This is a genomic window from Aliidiomarina quisquiliarum, assembly GCF_023922585.1.
In the GTDB taxonomy this organism is placed as follows: domain Bacteria; phylum Pseudomonadota; class Gammaproteobacteria; order Enterobacterales; family Alteromonadaceae; genus Aliidiomarina; species Aliidiomarina quisquiliarum.
On record NZ_JAMFTN010000010.1, the window covers coordinates 286,058 to 307,265 of the forward strand.

At 44.8% G+C, this 21,208-nt stretch carries 19 protein-coding genes; 2 read left to right on the forward strand and 17 right to left on the reverse strand.

Annotated features, from left to right (window positions below; all coding sequences use genetic code 11):
* Positions 1-4 precede the first annotated feature (4 nt).
* The 17 genes from mobH to M1L23_RS02270 all read right to left on the reverse strand — a co-directional run bounded on the left by mobH (position 5) and on the right by M1L23_RS02270 (position 19,425).
* Positions 5-2,155: a MobH family relaxase gene (gene mobH, locus M1L23_RS02190; RefSeq protein ID WP_252625361.1), complete on the reverse strand. Its 2,151-nt coding sequence runs from the start codon at positions 2,153-2,155 to the stop codon at positions 5-7.
* Positions 2,156-2,271: 116 nt separating this feature from the next.
* Positions 2,272-2,985: a hypothetical protein gene (locus M1L23_RS02195; RefSeq protein ID WP_252625362.1), complete on the reverse strand. Its 714-nt coding sequence runs from the start codon at positions 2,983-2,985 to the stop codon at positions 2,272-2,274.
* Positions 2,986-4,176: a nucleotidyltransferase domain-containing protein gene (locus M1L23_RS02200; protein WP_252625363.1), complete on the reverse strand. Its 1,191-nt coding sequence runs from the start codon at positions 4,174-4,176 to the stop codon at positions 2,986-2,988.
* A complete protein-coding gene (locus M1L23_RS02205) occupies positions 4,169-5,323 on the reverse strand; it encodes an SAVED domain-containing protein (RefSeq protein ID WP_252625364.1) in 1,155 nt (384 codons plus the stop codon). Before M1L23_RS02205 ends, M1L23_RS02200 begins: the two co-directional genes overlap by 8 nt.
* Positions 5,324-5,332: 9 nt before the next feature.
* The gene (locus M1L23_RS02210) at positions 5,333-5,701 is read right to left on the reverse strand and encodes a metal-dependent hydrolase (protein WP_252625365.1); all 369 of its coding nucleotides are present in this window, start codon (positions 5,699-5,701) and stop codon (positions 5,333-5,335) included.
* Positions 5,702-6,005: 304 nt separating this feature from the next.
* A complete protein-coding gene (locus tag M1L23_RS02215) occupies positions 6,006-6,557 on the reverse strand; it encodes a MarR family transcriptional regulator (RefSeq protein ID WP_096991883.1) in 552 nt (183 codons plus the stop codon).
* 22 nt (positions 6,558-6,579) lie between these two features.
* Positions 6,580-7,665, reverse strand: coding sequence for an ATP-binding protein (locus tag M1L23_RS02220; protein WP_252625366.1), 1,086 nt, complete (start codon positions 7,663-7,665; stop codon positions 6,580-6,582).
* Positions 7,666-7,687: 22 nt separating this feature from the next.
* A complete protein-coding gene (locus M1L23_RS02225; RefSeq protein WP_252625367.1) occupies positions 7,688-10,729 on the reverse strand; it encodes a type I restriction endonuclease subunit R in 3,042 nt (1,013 codons plus the stop codon).
* Between the two features lie 177 nt (positions 10,730-10,906).
* On the reverse strand, positions 10,907-11,449 hold the full coding sequence (locus tag M1L23_RS02230; protein WP_252625368.1) for a hypothetical protein: 543 nt from the start codon (positions 11,447-11,449) through the stop codon (positions 10,907-10,909).
* Positions 11,442-12,143, reverse strand: coding sequence for a DUF3800 domain-containing protein (locus tag M1L23_RS02235; RefSeq protein WP_252625369.1), 702 nt, complete (start codon positions 12,141-12,143; stop codon positions 11,442-11,444). Before M1L23_RS02235 ends, M1L23_RS02230 begins: the two co-directional genes overlap by 8 nt.
* Positions 12,144-12,151: 8 nt before the next feature.
* A complete protein-coding gene (locus tag M1L23_RS02240; RefSeq protein ID WP_252625370.1) occupies positions 12,152-12,433 on the reverse strand; it encodes a hypothetical protein in 282 nt (93 codons plus the stop codon).
* Positions 12,434-12,442: 9 nt separating this feature from the next.
* The gene (locus M1L23_RS02245) at positions 12,443-13,765 is read right to left on the reverse strand and encodes a restriction endonuclease subunit S (RefSeq protein ID WP_252625371.1); all 1,323 of its coding nucleotides are present in this window, start codon (positions 13,763-13,765) and stop codon (positions 12,443-12,445) included.
* Positions 13,765-16,194, reverse strand: a complete 2,430-nt coding sequence (locus M1L23_RS02250; RefSeq protein ID WP_252625372.1) for a type I restriction-modification system subunit M — start codon at positions 16,192-16,194, stop codon at positions 13,765-13,767. Before M1L23_RS02250 ends, M1L23_RS02245 begins: the two co-directional genes overlap by 1 nt.
* A gap of 113 nt (positions 16,195-16,307) precedes the next feature.
* Positions 16,308-17,231 carry a WYL domain-containing protein gene (locus M1L23_RS02255; RefSeq protein ID WP_252625373.1) on the reverse strand — a complete coding sequence of 308 codons (924 nt, stop codon included), beginning with the start codon at positions 17,229-17,231 and terminating at the stop codon, positions 16,308-16,310.
* Between the two features lie 317 nt (positions 17,232-17,548).
* A complete protein-coding gene (locus M1L23_RS02260) occupies positions 17,549-17,848 on the reverse strand; it encodes a hypothetical protein (RefSeq protein ID WP_014703148.1) in 300 nt (99 codons plus the stop codon).
* A gap of 87 nt (positions 17,849-17,935) precedes the next feature.
* Positions 17,936-18,841, reverse strand: a complete 906-nt coding sequence (locus tag M1L23_RS02265; RefSeq protein ID WP_252625374.1) for a 3'-5' exonuclease — start codon at positions 18,839-18,841, stop codon at positions 17,936-17,938.
* A 383-nt stretch (positions 18,842-19,224) separates the two neighbouring features.
* On the reverse strand, positions 19,225-19,425 hold the full coding sequence (locus tag M1L23_RS02270; RefSeq protein WP_252625375.1) for a hypothetical protein: 201 nt from the start codon (positions 19,423-19,425) through the stop codon (positions 19,225-19,227).
* Positions 19,426-19,480: 55 nt separating this feature from the next.
* Between M1L23_RS02270 and umuD the strand changes: the two genes are divergently transcribed.
* Positions 19,481-19,930 carry a translesion error-prone DNA polymerase V autoproteolytic subunit gene (gene umuD, locus M1L23_RS02275; protein ID WP_252625376.1) on the forward strand — a complete coding sequence of 150 codons (450 nt, stop codon included), beginning with the start codon at positions 19,481-19,483 and terminating at the stop codon, positions 19,928-19,930.
* Positions 19,931-19,937: 7 nt separating this feature from the next.
* Positions 19,938-21,206, forward strand: coding sequence for a translesion error-prone DNA polymerase V subunit UmuC (gene umuC, locus M1L23_RS02280; protein WP_256473571.1), 1,269 nt, complete (start codon positions 19,938-19,940; stop codon positions 21,204-21,206).
* Positions 21,207-21,208 lie beyond the last annotated feature (2 nt).

A 21,208-nucleotide genomic window follows, 5' to 3' on the forward strand; every position in this document is an offset into this window, starting at 1 on the left:
TGAATTAACGTTTAGAGTGAGCGGTAAACAGAACCGTTTCCCCCTCATCAAACTGGCATTCGTCACTGGCCGAGATCCCCCGAAGCAGCTGTCCGGCTGGAATGCCATGCGCATTGGCGACTTGGCGTAAGGTTTGAATCGTGACGCGAATACCATCGACACTATGATCCACGTCTGGGTAATCACCATCGGTCAGTAAGATGGGCAAATCTTTCACAAAATTAACCATCTTTTGCCGCTGCTCGTGTTTGGGGTCTGTAATTGAGTTCGCATTGGGCGCAATCGGCTTTTGATTACGCTCCGCTCTTGTGGCGGGCTCTTTTGCTTGGGCATTGGTTATCTTAGTTCGACTCGGACGCTGTGAAGCCTCTTCGTTCTGAATTGCTGCCGCTGATTCTGCGTCTTGTTTGGGAAGGTCAATCAGTGCAGTAAGCCCTTTAGAAATCGATACTTTCAGCAGCAACCCTTGCTCCTGAACGCCATCATTCGTAGTAATAGTTCTGGCCTTACGTGTCGGGTTTGCGGGATCTAGTTCAAGCCAATCTAATCGACTGAGTTCAGCAAGCAGTTTTCGGGGGGCACACCAGGGTCTTACTCCATCGGGATAGCGGATCAGTATCTGTTCACCAACCATAACCAACGCACTGCTGGCCTCTGGGAGCCACGCCAAAGGTCCAGGGAGATTAAATGCGTCTTCATCGTGCTGGTTTACGTTATTTGAGATAGCGGCGTTGTTTGAATCGTTAGGCTTTTCACATCCATCACCCGGATCATTTTCAGTTGCCTGGGGGCTATTAACGTCGCTTGCACGACTGAGTTCATCATCTTGTTCGGACGATTTTGTCGATGGCGACTCAGACGAATTGCTGTGTTCAATTGATGATGACGCTTCAGGCAAGTCTAAATGCTCACTGGAGCGACTCTGAGGCTCTGCTTCTGTTTGCTGTGTTGCTTCCCACTCAGATTTGTTAAACAGTGTCACACCACTTGGTACATTCGAGCTGAACAATAAATCGGCCTCAGATATATGCAGCATGGGTAGCCAGATTGGCTTGCCGTCTTTGATCAGTACTTCAGGGGCAAGGCTTTCATATCGCTCATTGGAGGCGGATTTAGTGGCCAATCCTCGCTCAATGAGGATGTCCGCAAGGGTATCGGGCTCTCTTGGAATGCCAGGTATCTTGTCTTTGGCCAATAGCTCAATGATGTCCTTAGCCGCGCTTTTCCAAACCAGGTAAAGATTGGTTGATTGATTCGATTTTCGTACCCAGACTCTGGCATCTCGCTGATTGACCAACCACTGGGAACTGGCAAGCAATCGCCTCATGGCATCAAGTAGATAGCGTTCAACTGGGACACCAAGGGCATTGTCGTCAACGGAAATTCGTTGAGCTTTCAGGTCTCGCTGGACACTGGTTTGGTCAGCTTCAATAACCAATTTAGACAGGACATGCTCGGGATCGGTATTGCCAATTGCCTCCAGCATGGCTTGCAAAATTTCAGGGCCAGGTTGTGTTAACCAAGCGAGCAACTCTGGCATCATCACCCGGTTTAACACCAGAATTGAAAATTGCTCGTGCCGTTTGCACCGTCCGTCGCGCCAGCGAATAAAATAACGTTCAATGCTGTTGTTACTGGTCCACTGAGATAATGTTTCTAAAAAAGGGTTCCACTGATAGCGTCCTTCTTCGTCTGTGATGGACAGGTCTGAAACGGGCTTACCAATATCATGGAACAAACCGCCTAATGCCGCCGCAACACGCCACCTTGGTTCCAGCTCTTTTTTCTCAACCGGTGTGCCACTGGCAACAAAGATAATCCCTTCCGCTGCTTGTGCCGCCCAGAAAGCAACTTCCAACGAATGACGTAATAAACCACCCGCACCACTGTGATGATGATGCTCAGAAGCTGGCAACAAATGAACATAAGCAGCCAGATGATCAATGCAGGGCTGAATTAACCTTTGAAACTCACGCTGATTAAATCCAAGTACCTGGCGCAGTTTGGCAATTAGCTCGTCTTGTGTGGACTGCAAATCCTCGGGTGACGCAGCTGGCAACCCCTTCAGAAATGGCGGATAGCGCGGAATTTCTGTATCCAGTTGCGATGACAGCTCTGGTAGTGCTTTGGTTTGAAAAAATAGGTTTTTGAACATAGTGAACCTCCGACACGATAGTGTGAAGGTTCAATCTGGCGTTGCCGGTTGATTAGACTCAAAAATCCGATATGTATTAACACATACGCCATAAAATGCTGAGGGAGCTGATTAAGCTAAGGCGTATTTCTACTTGGCCTTTTAGTTTTTTTTCCAACTCTCCTTTTGGGTTTTTCAATCGGTGTAAAAGCTTCTTGTAGGTGATCGCGAAACCATCGGCGTCGCTCAACTTGGCGAAACTCGTTCAAGACAAACCGATAGTCACACGAGCCAAGACGATCACCACAACCACATGGACACGGTAATTTATTTGCCTCACGCTTGCGCAAACCTAACGCTTTCAGTGCCCGTAGAACTGATGCTTTACCATTAACATTGAACAACTGAGAATAATCATCAACCAGCCCTTTCTCACCATGGTCCAGTTCGCCATAGGGAAAGTTGCCAAATTCAACCCTATGGGACACCGAATAAAGAAACCTGACAACAATCTTTTCGAAAAAGGTTGTCAATGACGAGTCGGTTTTCAAAATTGACTTAATTTTCAGGTCTGAGCCAAGACAAAATGATCCATCAGAGTAAGTATGGAAGTCCTGATTACGAGGAAAGTAACCAGCGGTATCAAACACCACTGGTAAAGCCCTAGGATAATCACTTGGGCATACAATCCTTAGAGAAAATGTTCGCTCTATAAACCGACTTCCAGCTAGCTGTGCTTTTAACAGATACTCTCCCTGCAACTCAACCTTATCTGCATGGACATCTACTAATCTAATGTTCGGATAGGCCGAGAGAAAAGCCTCTAGGCCTACAGCCTTCCAGTGCTTCATCTATTGCTTAAACCATGGCTTTGGATCAGATGATTGAATTGCGAAAGTTGGTTTTGCTGTCACCGCAGGAATCCCCAAGAGACGTGCTACCGAACTTGAATCAAGCTTCAGATCCAAACCATTTTGCGCCGCATTTACTATTCGTTGCGTATCATCACTTGAGCAAAGAGCACTAAAATCAGCTCTAGCTTGATACAGCCATTTATAAAAGTTTTCTTGTAATCGGTATTGAGCAGATTTTTCGTCATACCACTTGTCTGCAAAATCTTCGGCTGGGTTAACTGGGTTCGGAATCATTGGCGCTTGTGCAGAAATATGGTCATCCATCTCGGAGAGCACCGTATTCAACGCTGAAGCCAAATCACTTTCACCTTTATATGATTTAGCTGCCAATGTAGTGATGATTACCGATATTGGCTTACTATCCTCATTGTTTTTGAACATAGTGTCACGATGACGCTTCAATAATTGGATCACCTGTTGTAAGGGTGTCTTCCATTGATAATATGGCAGACTATCTATACTGGCTTTAAATCGCATTTCACGTTCGTTTATCACTAACCGTGCCGTCTTCATGCGCGTTTCAAACCATCGAGCATATCCTTCAGGATTGCTGATACGCCAGTTTTCATTCACAACTGCATAAGTGGAATCTGTGTTGTCGGTAATCGAAACTGCAAGCTGAGACACGTTTTGAGCCAAGTTTTCATCAAACTTAGAGTTTTCGACCATCCGCTTTTTCAAAAGTCCTCTTCCTGTCTCACTCTCTGGCACACACGGAACTATGTCCATGTGAAAGCTAAGACCATCGGCATACTCTAAGCGCCAACAGCGTTTCTTCTCGGCTAGCTCTTCCTTAATTCCTCTGGCGTTTCGATAAAGCTCTAATTCATGACCGACTAGGTGCTTTAGTTGCTTTTGAGTGATAGACGTTTTATCCAGGCCACGCCGAAGATTGCACCCCATGTCTAGGTCATACTGTTCTTCTGAATCGGGCCTAATCGCCGTACCTAGACGAAAGGAACCTTGAGAAAACACGTGGGGATCAAAATTCACACATGTTGACTCTGGGCGATGTAACCAATCACCTAGATCCTTATAGCGTTTTTCAGCCTTTTCATAAGCACTGTCAGGTAGCTCAATTTTTTCGAGAATTGTGTTTAGAACATCGTTACTTTTGCTATTACTCATATAGATCTCCTCGAAGCTCGATTGCCATTACAAATTGTTGTGTTTTTATGTCGTGGTCATAAATAAGCCATGGCATATCAGCCTTAGGCATTCTGGCCCGTCCTAATTCGACGGCACACGATACTGGCATCACAGGAAAAATTTGCAGTGGCGTCGCATCCCCGTGTGTATTTTTGATTTCAACAATCAGCTTTCTTATGCACTTTCTGAACAAGGAGAGCTGCTGCTTTGACTGCATGAAATCATTATGAGGCTGCTTGATAGTCACTTCCCAAATCGATGTATCTGGCCCTATAACCCGAGTAATTCGCTCATGCGACACATGGTCACTCAAAGAAAGTAGCAGGGCTGGCTTTCCCTCCATACTTTGAGGTCTGTTGATGATGTACTCAAAATCATCTGAACAGTCTTGCCAAAACCAGCCTTTAGGCTCTCGATGCAGCTGATAAGTCTCGACGTCAATTTTGTCGGTGAGCAAAGCGCCAAGTTTTATTAACAATGGTTGAGGAGCTAACGCGAACAATGAAAAATGCTTACAAGAGTCCTCTTCGATGATTGATGAAATTTTACTTTGAAAACGCTTCGTTAGGTGTTGCGACTCTGCTTGCCAAAATTGTTCAGAGTGATCCTTCAGCTCTGATACCATGGATAGTGTCACTGGCTTTTCAGTTGCCGGATACCAATTCGGAAACATTGCCTCAACACAACCGTGATAATTAATCGGTGATCTTTCAGTTCCAATATTGGCACCACATAAAACAACATTTGATTTGCGATCAGGAGCAATGCCTGTGAGGATTTCTATACGTTGCTCATGCTGCATTTTCCAACTAATCAAGAGATCGGCTGGATACCTATCTTCGCTGCCTTTCTGGTCAATTTTTTTGTGACAGTCATAGCACATCAACATGAGGTTGCTGACGTCATTCAAGCTGGTTGGCTTGGTTTTAAAGAGTCCCCAACCACGAGGCCCATTCTCAGAAAATGCGTAAATATGAGCATTTTGAGAGACATTGGCCGATTCCTGGGTCACCGCTGATTTGTATAACAATTTATTACACCCGCTAAACTGACAACGAGCAGCTGCGCGAGCCCAAAGCTCCCGCTCAACAGGACGCTTAATGTGCCTCGTGACTTCAACGACCATTCAAAACTCCTATAGTTTGCCAATTAACGGAAGTGAGCGCGGTGTTGTCGCATCACAGAGCAAGTGACTGACATAAGCACATCCGGCTATTAGCCCCAGCCCGCGAAGACACTTATCAATTGCCTCTTCCGGTTGCCACTCATACAAATGTTTAAGACCAACACCTAGTGCAGTTAACACCAATAGACTGTGGCAAAACTGACGATGGTGAGGGTTACCCAAAGAGGGTTCCAGAATATCTGGAAGCTTGCCAAATAGAGAGCCAACCGTAATGGCAGTTACAGGATGGTGACTGGCAGCTTGTTTTTTGTTGTCCGCCAGAGCAACGGTTAAACCAACCGCAGCCCCGACGACCAAATGGGTTTTACCATTAGCCAAACTATTTCTCCTTTCTGACACCTTTAAAAGGTGTTTTGTCTGATGTCTTTACATCCATGAATCGACCAGTATCAGCATCTCGCTTTACCCAATGTCCGCTTGGCGTCTGAGTCTGAGATCTACCTTTAACGGCACCGTTTCTGTGTCCGTCACCTGATGGGGGATTTGTAGCCATAAAGCCTCCTATTCTGCTTAACTTAATCACATTTATCAGATATTAATAAAAAAGATCCAAAGGATCTGATCAAATAATAAACTTCAATTCTGATTAACGCAAGCAGATTAACCAGAAAACCAAAAAAAACTACACAATTGATCGGTAGACAAATTCCAGTCCACCTGACTCTGCCACTTCTTTTTGCCCTAACACAAGACCTGTAGCATGAAGCTTCTTTAATCGACCACTGGCATTCTGTGCTGAAATGTCAAAGTGCTTAGATACATGTGACGAAGTCACTGTCTTTTTTGCAATAACAAAATCTAGAAGCTCTTTGACGGTCGCACTGAGTTTTACACCAAGCACTTCGTAACCGCTATCGCTCTTGACTAGAAGAGGTTGATCCTTGGCTGTAGCGCCATAAGACCAATTGTCCAGAAGGTCACGACTCGGTACATTAAAAAGGTAAAAACCTTTTTCTCCTTTTAATGCTTTAGCCAACGAGATTATACTTTCACGAGGAAATGAAGCATCAGTGAATCGAATCCCTTCCAAGCTGATAGCAAAAATATCGCATGATGGGTGACCATCAACGATCTTTTTAATCTTCACATAGGCTTCACTACCTTCATCGTTACCAAAGGCATGGTCAGAACCTACGACTTCTGAAAGAAGAATTTTATGAGTTAACTGTTTCATCTGCTTAAGTTGACACTATTTATCAGAAATTGTCAACATAGAAGTCAAAACAGATATGGGTTCCTGTGATAGGGACCAACCCTCGATCTTCAGAAACATTGATGAGTTGACCCTTCGAGTATTCCAAAGCCAATGAGAAAGTTAGCTGCCTAATTACAATGATAACTTTCTCTTTGCTAGCGTGCTCTCGACTACTCTTAAAGCCTAGCCCCCGGCCTTTACCAAAGCGACTAACCTCACCAGATGTAAATGCTTTTTGAACAAGCGCAATGTCATTCTCAACAGTTTCCGCTGAAAACTGTGCGTACAACTTCGGATGTTCACTTTGTAATGTTGTTCTCAAGGTAGCGGCAATACCTAAACCAGAGTCGGATATGACTGTTTGAATATGCTTTGGTTTATTATACGGTCGATACACTTGCAGACCTGCTAGTCCAGGTATTTTGGATTCACTGTGATCAGTAACGTTGCCTACAAGCTCTGAAAAAACAGTCTTAGCCGCTAAGAAATAGCTGGCTGAAGAATGCTCTACAAACCTGTCGCCCAAACGAATTACAAGCTCTTTGTTTTGGGTTGGCTGTGCAATCTCTCCTAGTTCGACCAAGGTATCGCTATTATCCCGATAAGTTTTAGCAGCTGACATCGCGGGCCTTTCAGGGAAACAAGTTACACTTTGATTAAGATAATCAAAGAAGCCATTTCTGCTAAAAAAACTGTGTGTATTAGGACATGCTGTAGTATCTATCACCACATCCTTCCCAATAGCAGTGAGCTGATTCGCGAGAGCAAGAAAACGGGCCAATGCTATCAGCAAAAACTTACAATCGATGCCGAATCTAAATGTTATCTTGTTTGCATCTTTTTGATACGCAAGCTTACCGATAGCACTCTCAAAGGCTTTCTCATCAATCCAACCTGTACCGAAATCAATTTCCACATGCTGAGCCCGTATCAAGCACCATTCATGATTTGAGTTTTTCACAAACGTATCCTGGTTTTTGTGAAGAAACGAGTTCACTTGGGACTTATCCAGTCCCAGCTCCTTGGCAATTTGACGTCCTTTCAGGCCTGGTGACCCATCTAATAACTCTGAGACTGCCTTCAGCAAACCATCACTCCTTTCTACCTACCTACATACCTACCATTCGTTGCATACTTTGCGTCCACGACGCTTTAAATGCTGAATCTCCTGCGAACAACTTGTAGAGCTCAAGTTCATCTTTACGGCGTTGCAGCATAATTTCCTTGAGCATTTTTTCGAAGGCCAAATCTCGATTATGAGGATCTGGGTTGTTTTTGTATTTAGATTCAAAATCTGGGTGATTGCGGATACTCTCAGCGATGTTCACAAACTTAACTTTTTGCTCTTCAGGTGTGGCACTCCAGCCCTGGAACCATCGCTCATTAAATGTGCGAATGATTTCATCCAGCGGGTCAGTTTCTTTATCACCGCCATGCGCCCCACGTGGGTTCGGATTTTGAGGATCAAGCTCCGCTTCTTGGTCACTAAGTTTTATGCTGTGGTTAAGCTTCACACGTTGCAAACCGTATGAACTCAGATCGACAGAATCGAGAAGCTCATCAATAGCATCTGCATCGGGATCTTCCACTTTCAATTTCGGTATTAAAAACTTCAGGAACCAAAACAGTTTTTCCCAGCTGACCATTTCATAAGGCATGATAGAAGCCATCTGCCCATAGATTTTAACGAACTGTTTGGCTTTAATCTTAAAGTCAACTTTAGCTTCAGCTTCAAGCTCCAGCTCATGGTCAAACCGAGCTGCTGCAACATCAATGATTGGGCTGAGTGTTTGGGCGTCTTCATTCTTGAAATAACGCGTCACAAAGTCTTCAACCTCATACCACTCGTACACACCGACATCGTCCATTTCATCTTTCAACTCGTGCAGCACGTTTATATCTGTAGCCTGGGACAATGACGTTGCAGTGTAGAAAGGGTCGAATGCTGACTGAATATCTTCAACTGAGTTAAAAAAATCCAGGATAAACAAGTCTTCTGTTTTCTTCCCTAGCTTAGGTGCACTGCGATTTAGCCTAGATAGCGCCTGAACACACAAGACACTGGCGAGCTTCTTATCCACATACATGGCGCAAAGTTTAGGCTGGTCAAACCCAGTCAAATACTTGTTCGCAACCACTAAAAGTCGATACTCATCGGTATCAAACATATCTTTGGTATCTGACTCGGCAAAACCATTAATATCTGCTTCGGTATATTCAATACCTTCAACTTCTTTGGTTCCTGAGAAAGCAATGGCAACTTTAAAGGGGTTCCCTTGCTCCTCAAGTATCCGCCTTATCGCTTTGTAGTATCGAATGGCCGTCTCAATATTTTGAGTGACCACCATTCCCTTACCTTTACCTTTGAGCTTTTTCGCATTCACAACATGTGGAACAAAATGCTCCAGCATAATCTCTGCTTTGGTATCAATTGTTTGCTGGCTTCGCTCTACATAAGCTCTGAGTTTTTTCTGCGCCTTTTTGGTATCAAACTCAGGGTTATCAGCGATTGATTTCTCAATCTCATAATAACTTTTGTATGTCGTATAATTTGCCAGCACATCCAAGATGAAACCTTCTTCAATGGCTTGTTTCATCGAATACAAGTGAAACGGCTTGAAAGAGCCATCTTCTTGGCGCTGGCCAAATTTCTCCAAAGTGCTGTTTTTTGGTGTTGCAGTAAATGCCAGGTACGACGCATTCCCACGCATCTTGCGTGATTTCATCGCCTGAAGGATTTTATCCTGGGCATCTTCGGCCTCTTCGATTTCAGATTTGCCCATCGCTCGGTTCATATTGTCATGCGCCGAACCAGACTGTGAGCTGTGTGCTTCATCAATAATCACCGCAAAGCGCTTGTCACTGAGATCGGCGATACCATCAATAATGAACGGAAATTTCTGAATCGTCGTTATAATGATCTTTTTGCCATTCTCCAGCGCCTGCTTAAGCTCAGAAGACTTGTTCGCCGGGGCAATAATGTTCTTTACTTCAGAAAACTCTTTAATGTTATCCCGCAGCTGCTTGTCCAATAGGCGTCTATCGGTGACCACAATCACAGAGTCAAACAATGGCTGCTCCAAGCTTTTTCCGCCTGCCACATCAGACGAAGCAGGATAGGTTTCAATTAACTGATAAGCAGCCCAGGTAATCGAATTAGACTTACCTGAACCGGCAGAGTGTTGAATTAAGTAAGTCTGACCGACACCGTGCAGGGCGGCATGGTCCACCAATTTTCTCACCACATCCAATTGGTGGTATCGAGGAAAGAACAGGGTTCGCTTTGGTAATGGATCTTTGCTTGACCCATCCAGACGCACAAAATGCTGAATAATATTCGCCAAGCTTTCTTTGGTGAATACTTCTTGCCATAGGTATGCCGTTTTATGGCCCCCTATACCGTCAAAAGAGCGATTCGGCGGATTGCCTTGGCCAAGATTGTGACCTTTATTGAACGGCAAGAAGAAGGTACTGCTACCTGATAACTTGGTGGTCATATACACTTCGTCGGTATCGACCGCCATATGCACTAGGCAGCGGCCAAAGGTCAGCAATGGCTGAGTTGCATCCCGATCATCTCGATACTGCTTTTGGCCGTGATAACGTGCTGTTTGCCCGGTCCATGCGTTCTTCAACTCCAGCGTTATCAAGGGTATTCCGTTGATAAACAATACCATGTCGATTTCTTGTAGGGGATTTACCATGGAATAGCGCACTTGGCGAGTACAACTAAACACGTTATCTGCAAAGTTTTGCTTTACCTTCTCACTACTACTTGCCAAAGGGGCTGGATAGAGCAAATTGAAATGAGCATCGTCTACACTGAGCCCTTTCTTAAGTAAATGAAGGATGCCGTGCTTCTTAATCAGTCGGTCAAATCGTTCGAGTAACTTACGCTGCCAATCTGAGGGGTTGTTCTTTTGCAGTTTGGCCAGCTCTACTTCTTGTGTCTTTTGCAGAAATTGCCAGAAGAAACGCTCATCAATGGCATATTGCATATTGAAGTCTGATGCGAAACCAACCTGATAAAACCTATTGTGAAAATCAGGTGCAATTTCTTGCACGCCTGCTTTGAGCTCTTCCAGAGTTGTACCCGTTAAACACTTCTCAATCGCCGACTCTAATGCTTGCTCATTAGTTTGACTAACCATACTTATTCCCTAAACTTACCGTTTTAACCCATATGACACGAAAAAAAGTCTATCATTACCATTGACAGAACACCCTAAATTAGTTCAAACTTCCAATCGCTCACCTACTACTAAGTAGAAAGAGGTGACCGTATCGCCCGGTCCACAATAGGCGACCATTTCTTTTCATGCTGCGCTTCAAAACCATTCACATCCTGTTAACTCGACATCGCCACGACAATAATTGTTATAGCGTTTTTCAAAGTCCCTTCGCTTCCCGTCATGAGTGATGTAAAAGCTCGTTACCAAAAACGTATTTGACCTACCTAATTTCTGCAATATCACAACAAAGTCTTCTTCGTGTGCCCATAAGTACAGGCGAATATCCCTTTTTTGATTCGACTCCCTGTGATAGAACAACTTAACAGACTCGTGATCGTGATTAATCAGCATCTGTTTTACCCACTCTAATCGGCATGCTCGATCAAAATCGGGGTAACGCCCAATCACTTTCCACAAACGTTTACCATTCTCCCAGACCTGCTCTTTCTCATCACGAGTGGTTAAATGCCAAAAATCTAACTCTTTACCCTCGTCCTTACGATAGCTTCTAGGTTCGATGTAAATGCTATTGGCTAGGTAGGTGCGACTGGCAACAAAGTCCCTATGAAATATGCCATACAAGCAATCAATAATCTTCGTTGCATCAACCTTCGAAAAATCAAGTGGGGTACTAAGCATTGCCTCTCCTTGGCTGAAAGCGGAAGATATTGAACTGCTCCTCCCAAGGTGGTGTAGCGTAATCAAGTGAATACCCAAGCTTAGATTCCAGATACTCAACAAACTGTTTCTTTATAGCACTGGCGTGTTCTATATCCTTACGATTCCGATACGCAACAGCGCCAATCAGTAAATCACAGAGTTGGATTAATTGAACTTCATAGGATTGAACAATGGTAGCTACAGCACTTAACTGCCAGTACGTACGATTTTGCAAAACCTCACAAAGCTTGCGCGTTTTTTCTGCGCCGAGCGTATCCATGTAATCTAAATAAATTCGATATTCATTTTCTTGCTTTAGAAAGTCTCGAAGGGTGTAGTAAAACATCTTGTAGTAAAAGTCACTGTGCGAACCCGCATTGTACTGATGATGGTCAAGAATATTCTTATTCAGCACAACGGTAGATTTAAATTTCACATCGGTATCATCGATAACCATATCAATGAGATCGCGATAAAGTGGCCATTGATGCTTGTTCAATTTACTCCACTTTAGCTCAGGCTTGTAGTTATGCTGATGTCGCAGCCATTTAATGTGCTTGCTCAGCCTCGTGGCCTTATCTGCGCTACAATAAATCGCACCCAGCACCATAATGTCGGCACCATCATGTTCCAAATGGCAGCTTTCATCACAGAATATTTTATAAACCGTCATACCCCACCTTAATCAAAATTCTTTTTATTTAACGCATTTACCGCGCTATCCAGCGCCAGTAAATCTAAGCGTTCACGGCCTGCGTCCAGCACAAAAGGAAAAAGCACAAAGCCATCAAACTCCTTTTGAATAACCAGTAGCTCTTCACCGAGTGCGGAAGGCTCGTGTGCCAAGCGCAGCCCTGAGCGGGTAAAAAACTGAAGATGCTTGCGCTCAGTAAAGCCCAACTCACTGAACTTCTTTGTCCTAACAGGACTAATCCTGTTGGTCTGATGATTTACCGTGAACATAATCGCATCCTATTGCTCAACCATTTCTGGGGTGATTTTTATTTTTCCTGTCACGGCGCTGTTGATCAGGGTGGTTTTGTATTCTTTGAGCTTTTCGATTTGTTGCAAATAAAAGCCCTCTGCATCATTGAACATACCTAATTGATCATTAATAAAATCAACAATAGCTGTTTGTTCAAGAATTGAAGGTAAAGTTATGGGCATTCGTCTGACTTGATCTTGACTAATATTAGGGTCGACACGAGAGCCTTTGGCTACAATCATCCAATGTGGTCTATAAAATTTCACATAGTAATACAGAAAATTTGGTACTAACTTATGACAAGGTAGAATTGCACAAACTGCCTGATTAACTGTTCCACTAAATTTCAGCAATGCATGCTTACCAATTGTTCCTGCACCACCATACATTGCAACACAGACAGATTCCTCTGGAACAAGCTTGCATGAAGTCTCCCTTAGAGCCTTGTAGGTGATTTTTTCAGGCGTATCGAATAGTAGGTCATCATTCAAATCCGTTGTCCTTACCCATGGAATATTGCCATTATAGTAAGCTTCAACGTTACCACTTTGGGGAGTACTGCCACTGGTAGTGTTAGTGATATTCGAAATTTTTGTAATATCCCAATGCACTGGAATCTTGCCAATCCAATCCACACCGGAGTCTTTCATTGGCACATTAGGATCAAGCCCTTGCGTCACCGCCTGTTGGATGATGATCTGCTTACGCTCTTTCAGCAGGCTAATTTGCTTCTCTTTGATCGCAATCGCTTCATCGATTTGCTCGGTTTTCTTGTCGAGAAAGTTGGCTATTAGGGTTTGTTGCCCAAGGAGAGGAACAAACGTCTTAAAACTCATGAATGAATCTTTAGGAATTGTATTTCTTAACCCCCTATATAAAGGCTTTAGGCGTTTTGTTGAATCAAGATTCAGATAAAAATAATATAGGAACTTATTGTCGAACCCTGCATTTGTCTGGAAAACGGTGTAAGCACCCGTAATCATCCCGTCATAAGAGGACAAACCAACTGTTCGAGGTGTCTCTTCCACATCAAAGAGACAAAAAACAAAATCACCACAATTAACTTCTTGATATGTATTAAACTCAGCAGGAAATTTCCCCTCAGGATTATCCATATCTCGTTTAATTATGCCTCTAAGGGTTAGAGAAAGAAGGTCATAATCAGCTGACCTTTTACCGACAAGTTTCTTCTTAAGTGTAAAAATATGCTTATTCGAAAGCAGCTCCCACGAGTCCGGTATATCTCCTAACCATTCTGCCCCAGACTCCTTATAAGACTCATATTTCGGCATCAACGCTAAACGTTCCATTACGCTTCTCCCTGAACTTCCGCCACTTTCACACCCAATATCTGTGCAATAAGACCTTCGGCTTTTTGTTCTAAGTTGATGATGTCGGTTGCCACCTCTTCTAAACTACGCAGCGGTTTATGACGGTAGAAATACTTATTGAAGCTGATTTCATAGCCAATTTTCACCGTATCCAGGTTTATCCATGCTTCATCAACATGAGGCTTTACTTCGTCTAGGAAGTACTGGTAGATGCTTTGTTTCAATGGAACAGATTCTGTGTCACGCAGGTCTGAGTTCGTCTCGTAAGTGATATACTCGCCTTTTTTACCGCCTTCTGTGGTAGGAACGGGGTAATAACCAAAATCTGGCAGGTCAGCGACTTCACACTCATATCGCTCCAGCAGGTCGTTTAATTTTTCACCGCTTAACTTAACTACTTTTTTAACCACTTTCTTGGCGGTTTCGTCATACCAGCTCACCGCGTTCAGGATGGCATTTTTCTCAGGTGCTGAAAGCTTAATGGCGTGGGCTTTTAGTGATTTATCAACTTGGGTTTTAAAGCTATTGAAGTCATCAAATTCAATGCTACCGATGTCAGCCATCAGCGTTTGTGCAGTTTCAAGCAATGCTTTTAGCGCTAGCCAGTGTTTCACATCAAGCAGTTTTGCCTTAGCCTTGGCATTGAGACTGATGTCGTTATCTTCACACCAAGAAAGAATGTCCTTCTCAATGGATTTCAAGAAGCTCTTTTTCTTGTCAGAACCATAGCCAGTTTTTTCGTAAACACGTTCGCCGTGCTCTGCGTACACGTACTCCATCACTTCACTGAGCTGCTTGTCAAAACGCAGTGGGGCTATTGCGTCTTGAGTGAACTTGGCTCTTCGGCGGTCTGGGCGCTCGATAGTGACTTTGTAGTAGCCAAAGTCGTCATTACTAAACACCTTACTGGCGATACCGATAGGATCATTGTTTGCATCAAGCGCTCTTTCAACATCCTCACACGCGAGGTAATTCTCGGTAATTTCCGTGATGTGCTCAGGCGCAAATTCGCAGTTTTTGTTACCCAAGTTCTTACGCAACTTACGGTATAGCAAGCTGGCATCAATCAGTTGCACCTTTCCTTTGCGTGCCTCAGGTTTATTGTTGTTCAACACCCAAATGTAAGTGGTAATACCGGTGTTGTAGAACAGGTTATTTGGTAACTGAACGATGGCATCTAGCATGTCGTTTTCAATGATGAAGCGACGAATGTTACTTTCGCCACCGCCCGCATCACCGGTAAAGAGCGATGAGCCGTTGTGAACAGAAGCAATCCGGCTGCCTAATGGGCTTACGCTCGGATCTTTCATTTTGTTAACCATTTCCATTAAAAAGAGTAGCTGGCCATCACTTGAACGTGGCGTGGCATCCACCACTTCGAGATTTCCCCAATAGTCTTTCAGGCTAACCTTAAAACGTGGGTCAATCACATCACTGCCGTCTTTAATGTGCTTCTGTTCAGACGCCCAACTCTTACCATATGGCGGGTTAGACAACATAAAGTCAAAGCGAGAAGCCGCAAACTCGTCGGTAGACAAGGTTGAGCCTACTTTGATGTTCTCAGGGTTGTTACCTTTGATCATCATGTCCGATTTACAAATCGCGTAGGTCTCGTCGTTGATCTCTTTGCCGTAAAGATAAACATCTCGGCTGTCGTTTGGATATTTCTCTTCAATGAAGTTTTGAGATTCAGTCAACATACCACCGCTACCACACGCAGGGTCATACACTGTCATGGTAAGCGGCAACTGGTCTTTCACTGGGTCAAACACCAGGTGCGTCATCAGTTCAATAACTTCACGTGGCGTAAAGTGTTCGCCTGCTTCTTCGTTGTTTTCTTCGTTGAACTTGCGGATCAACTCTTCGAACACGTAACCCATACCCAGGTTGGTAAGGGCTGGCATCTTGTTGCCATCCGGGTCTTCGACCGTTTCATGAGTTAAGTTTATGTAAGGGGAAACAAACTTCTCGACGACATCAAGAAGGACTTGCTTGGAGGCCATGTGACGAATTTGCGACTTGAGGTTAAAGCATTCAATGATTTCTTTAACATTATCGCTAAAGCCAAGCAGGTACTCTTCGAAGTTGGCGAGTAATATCTGTTGGTTATTAGTCGCGGTGTTGAACAGGGATTTCAGAGTCCATTTAGATGTATTGTAAAAGACATAACCACTGGCCGCCTTCAACGGTTCATCATCAAGCTCTGTGGCTTGCATCTCTTCTTTTTGGAACTTTACCTCTTCAAGCACGGCTTCTTTGGTAGGTTCTAGTAACGTATCTAAACGTCGTAATACCACCATAGGTAAAATCACATCGCGGTACTTACCGCGAACGTAAACATCACGTAAACAGTCGTCGGCAATGTTCCAAATAAATGAGATGAGCTTGTTATGTACACTATGATCCATTTTCTTTTCCTGTTCAGTGTTGGTTGCATCCCACTAGGTTGCTGCAACGGCTTCACTATAAATTTAAAATTCTGTTCTTTCTGTAACGCCTCAATGGCCGCTACATCGTTCGATTAACTTGTTCTGCCCGGCGCAATTCTTAAGTTTGTGACACCATAAAGTGCTTGGCTGTTACGCAACCAAAGCTGATACTCAAAGCCCATTAATGAGTGTTCCGTAGAACAATCCACATGCCATTGGCGAAGCAAATACCCAGCAGTTGCAGCTCTAATCTCAACCTTTAGAACGCCACCCGTCATGCCATAGTCCAGCTCTATCGCTTCGCTGTGCTCAATACGAGGATGCGGCACTAACTCCAGCTCAACAAATCGGTTCCATTGCCGGTCTTGGGTTTCGAGCTCGGTTTCAGATAAAGTGGAGTCTTCAAGCACAACCGCTGCTTTAATTCGGGTCAGTACAAAGTCTCGAAATTCACCATGTTTGCGGTCAAAACCACGAACGTGCCAACGCAGGCCATTATCCACCAGCGTATGCGGCACAATTTCCCGCGTTGTTTCACCGCTCGATAACGACACATAGGTGATACTCAAGGCTTTGCCTTTGTGGATGGCCTCGGTGACTTTCGCTACTATCGATAAACTCGGCTTGTTAAGGTGATAAGGCGCTTCACAAGCCAGAGGTGGTTTTACCTTTCCAGTGAAGCCATCTCCGTAGCCTTGGCTAATGGTTGCCAGAGTTCTCACAACGTCGTAGTCGAACAAGGGCTCAAAAGCTTCACCACGCTTGTGCAACTTGAGCTTTTGGTCATACTCAATGTTGCCTGGCGCAAGCTCTCTATACATTGTGAAGTCTTTCGTTGCTTGTGCAGCAGCTATGCTGAACCGATCTACTAAGTCTGCCCGTACCGCTTCTCCCTTAAACAATAAGGTGAAATCGATGTGGGCAATGCGATCCCTGGTTGCTTGTGGCAACTGCGCTATCTGCGAAAGCCTATCTGGCTTCACCACTACCGTTTGTTTCAGACCATCATTTGTCATGCGTCTTGTTTATCCAATTCAACCAGATTCTTAAAACTCTGTTTATAAAGTACGGTCAGACATCGCGTAATCACATTGAATAGTGTCACTCAATGCTGCTCTTCATCCGCAATGAGTAATCAATCTCTACCGGTTGAAGCTGGACCGATGGCCATAAAACACTGAATAGGCTTCAACCTAATTAATTTTATTAGGTATCATCCTATCACAAATTATTTTGTAGGGAAGACTAAGCGGCAACTTTTTGATCTGGATTGCAATTGCCGCTCAGGTATCGGTGTGAAGACCTTGTTTGGTGCCATCGATGATAGCCGCTATCAATGCGCTACCCGAACCAGTGGCACCACGATGTTACCGCGATGAGATACCCCTTTGTCCGACTCTGTAGACATCAGGGCTCGTTGCTCACTCTCCCGAATGCGCCTGGCAACTTCTGCCTGAGCTGGTAGCAATGGCAGCATCCCTTCAGCAATCGCGTCCGGTGCAGATTCTTGGCCACAGGACATCAAATGCTTCCATGGATCTTTAAGAAAGCGCTCGAACGTGATGCCAAATTCAATGATGCGGGCAGAGACGAAGATTTCGCCCCAGTATTCAATGTAGGTGTCTTGGTACATGGAAAGATTCCTCTTGTTGGTTAAACCATAAGTTCACTTTCCATTTTCCAGAGGTTTTCAAATATGCAAGGCTTACCTTGTAGAGAGCTACAAAGCTTTAAATCGATTGCGGGCATCTTTGTAGTCATAGTGGGCATGTTCTGAGCCACGATGATACAAATCATCCAGGTAAGTTTGTTCCTGCGGCAACTCGTCTTCGCTGATTTCGCGCCACCAATGTTTGTTGGCACCTTTAACACCGTCATGCCAGCGGTAACCACGTTCTTTTAAATAGTCCTTTACGTCAAACGGTGCACCAAACGCACGAACTAACACAGTTCGCCTGTCTGCTTCAGACAACAAGTTTGCAACGGACTCGGGCAACAAATAGAACAACCAGGCCATCGCCAAACAATCGGTTGCAGCTCGGTGTCCTTCATAGAACCAACCTAAGCGAAGCAGCAGGTACTCAAGCTTTCGACTTTCAAAACCCAGCGCCTTCCAATCTATGCCACTGGCTGAACAGGCCCAAGATAGATGGCCTAATACAGCAAACCGCTTTTCAAAGAAAGGACGATCAAACTGTGCATTGTGTGCAACCACCAGCGGATCATCGGATAACCAACTCGCTACCAGTGAATCATCAATGTGCTGGCCTTGCACCATCTCATCGGTGATGCCGGTTAACTCGGTAATCAGCTCGGGGATTGGCTTGCCGGGATCTTCATACAAGCTGATCACATCAACAATCGACACAATCCGCTGAGCAGAGGGGCTGTAAAGCACCTTAACCATACCAAGCTCAATAATGGATTCGTCCTCGGCAGACAGTCCGGTTGTCTCTGTATCGAGCAGCACCATTGGCCGTTCATCACCGACCACAGGAGAAAGTTCAAGTGGCCAAGTCTGCGGCTCACGCGTTAATGGAATACGCTCCAGCAATCTAAAATCTTCTGGTCTTTCTGGGATATCCGCGAGGCGCTCTAGCGGAAATGGCGCAGGGGCTCTTGTCATTGATGGTTCCTCTTCAATTCTATTGTTCGCTTTAGGTGATTTCACTGTGCCACAGGTTTTTCTAAATGCACCTTGGATACCTCAGCGTTTTTTTAATCTTTCTACTGGGTGAACCCATGTATGAAGGCTTTGGCTAAGCCTTTCAGAAAGCCTTAGCTAAACCCTTTAGGTAACCCTTACCGATACCCTTTAGGTATGGCTTAGCCAACCCCTTTTCAAACGGTTGAAAAAGGCTTGAACTGAGTTCGACTGAGCATTTTAATGATGCTCCTGACTTCGCTTTAAGCCAGTAAATTCAATACGAAGCAGAATTTTACTAACTGTTTTTAAACCCTTTGCAAAGGGTTCAACAAGCCTTGTTTGACGGTTACTTGACCCATGCGTTAACCAGTAGCAGTAACAGGATCAGTAACAGAAACAAGAGCAGTAGGCAGAAGCAGTATTGTCCAAGCCTTGCAGGCTTTGACGAGGGCGAGCAATCCCCACATCAAGCTTTTCAACACAAAAAAGAAATCACCGACAACACAGCGTCTTACTCGAACAACACCAGTTTTACCTACAATTTTACTTGTAGAAATCAGCATAGCATTAGATACTGTATAAACAAACAGTATTAATTATGATTTTTCGAGGTTCGTCATGAGTGTCTCGCTGATAGGCCGTAGCGGCGCACTTGCCTTCATCAAAGCAAAGCGCCTTCGTATTCCATTGTTCATGGAACGTGTTTCTGCTGGTTTTCCCTCACCAGCGCAGGAATATGTTGAGCAAACGCTCGACCTCAACGAGCTGTGCATCAAGCGACCGGCTGCAACGTTCTTTGTGCGTGTTGAAGGTGATTCAATGATTGATGCCGGGATTCACCCAGATGATATTTTGGTGGTTGATCGCTCTGTCCAAGCAGAACACGGTGACATTGTCATCGCGGGAATCCATGGAGAACTCACGGTAAAGGAGCTTCAACTAAGGCCGTGCGTCAAGCTGATCCCAAGAAACCAGGCGTATGAACCCATTCATATTCCTGAAGGGACAGAGTTAGAGATATTTGGTGTGGTCACCAATGTGGTGCGAAATATGCGCCGTAAGTCGTGACTATCCCATGCCTGTGTTTGCCTTGGTGGACTGCAACAACTTTTACGCCAGTTGTGAGAAGCTGTTTCGTCCTGATTTAAAAGATACACCGGTTGTGGTGCTGTCCAACAATGACGGCTGCGTGGTTGCACGGTCGCGCGAAGCTAAGTCACTCGGTATTAAAATGGGCGTACCCGTCTTTCAAATCAAAGCTGAAATGCAGCGCCATGGCATTTTGGCATTTTCGTCCAACTACGCTCTGTATGCAGATTTGAGCAGTCGAGTGATGCGCACTTTGGAAGAGATGGCACCACGAGTAGAGGTTTACTCCATTGACGAAGCGTTTTTGGACTTAACCGGTATTGAGTCTGCCCTATCCCTTGTCGAGTTCGGACAACAAGTGCGAGAGCGCATAGGCCACTGGATTGGGATCACCGTCTGTGTAGGCATTGCACCGACTAAAACACTCGCCAAACTGGCCAACCATGCCGCCAAGAAATATCCCGCTACTCAAGGAGTTGTAGACCTGACCAATCCAGATCGGCAACGTCGATTGCTCGCATTAGTCCCGGTTGATGATGTTTGGGGCGTTGGTAGACGGCTTTCTAAGCGTTTAAATGCGTTAGGTATCACCACAGCCCTAGACCTCGCCAATGCCTCTCCTAGAGCCATCAGAGACCAGTTTTCAGTGGTTTTAGAGAGAACCGTCAGAGAGCTCAATGGTGAGTCGTGCATTGAACTTGAAGAGATCCCGCCAACTAAGAAACAAATTGTCTGTAGCCGTTCATTTGGCGCAAAAGTAACGCAATTTGAATTGTTACGTGAGGCCGTATGTGAATACGCAACCCGCGCCACTGAGAAGCTACGCAAAGAACAGCAGCAAGCCAAAGTGATGACCGTGTTTATACGTACCAGCCCCTTTAAAGACAACGAGTCGCAATACAGCAACTCCGCATCGGGCGAGTTGTTGATACCCAGTTGTGATACTAGGGATTTTATCGAGCTGGCCAATCACTTACTCAAGCGGATTTGGAAGGATGGTTTTCGTTATGCCAAAGCGGGCGTCATGCTGTCTGACTTTTACGATCCCGGCATGTTTCAACCAGGACTATTCGATGACGTATCGACCCGCTCTAATAGCCAGAAGTTAATGTCTGTATTGGACACCATTAACCAAAGCGGTGCCGGAAAGGTTTTCTTTGCTGGACAAGGTACGAAGAAAGATTGGTCGATGAAGCGAGAGCATTTGTCTCCCGCCTACACAACACGCTGGGACCAGTTGCCGCGAGTTAAATAGCG